Here is an 844-nt window from a genome sequence, read left to right as displayed (position 1 = left end):
TGCCAAATAGTTTATAAAGTAATTCCTCATTATGATATTCCTTTTCTTTTCCAACAGAGCATCTGGCAACGTCTCCCATCGTGTAAATCTGATATACAGCAAGCTTTTTGGCATAACCTTTCCCTACCCTCCAGAAATCCGTAATCGGCTGATGTTCCCATAATTTCTTTCGATATGTTAACTCATCCAGATAAGCAATCCTCACCCCATACTCGTCTGCCGGCACATGCTTTGCCATAATATCCATTGCAATCTTTGCAAGATATAGATTCGTACCAATCCCTGCAGTAGCTGTGATCCCTGTTTCTTTTAATACATCCTGTATCACTTTGGAAATTAATTCTTTTGCCCCCATCTGATAATTTGTCAAGTATCCTGTCAAGTCAATAAAAACCTCATCAATCGAATATACATGAATATCCTCTGGAGCAAAATACCGAAGGTATACCTGATATATTTGTGTGCTATATTTCATATACAATGACATCCTCGGAGATGCTGTAATATATGCCAGTGCAACCGAAGGATCACTTAATTTATCTGAATGAAAAGATTGTCCTATAAATTTATGCCCCGGAGCAGCTTCCAGTCTTTTTTTATTAATCCTCTTCACTTTCTGTATTACTTCAAATAAGCGAGGACGTCCTGGAATACCATATTTTTTTAAAGAAGGAGAAACGGCAAGACATATGGTCTTTTCAGTACGGCTCTTATCGGCAACAACAAGATTCGTTATGAGAGGATCTAAGCCTCTTTCCACACATTCCACTGATGCATAAAATGATTTTAAGTCGATTGCAGCATATATCTTATCCAAATCTATCCCCCTCCTTAAAATAACAAT

1 protein-coding gene is annotated in these 844 nt (G+C 37.6%); it reads right to left on the bottom strand.

Annotated features, from left to right (window positions below; genetic code table 11):
- Positions 1 to 823 (bottom strand): Y-family DNA polymerase (locus EUBHAL_RS03830; protein ID WP_465220317.1); only part of this gene is annotated, 823 nt, incomplete at its 3' end.
- Positions 824 to 844: the final 21 nt, after the last annotated feature.

This window comes from Anaerobutyricum hallii DSM 3353, from assembly GCF_000173975.1.
GTDB lineage: Bacteria > Bacillota > Clostridia > Lachnospirales > Lachnospiraceae > Anaerobutyricum > Anaerobutyricum hallii.
Note: the sequence above shows the minus strand (reverse complement) of the source record. Positions and strands in the feature narration are given on the sequence as shown.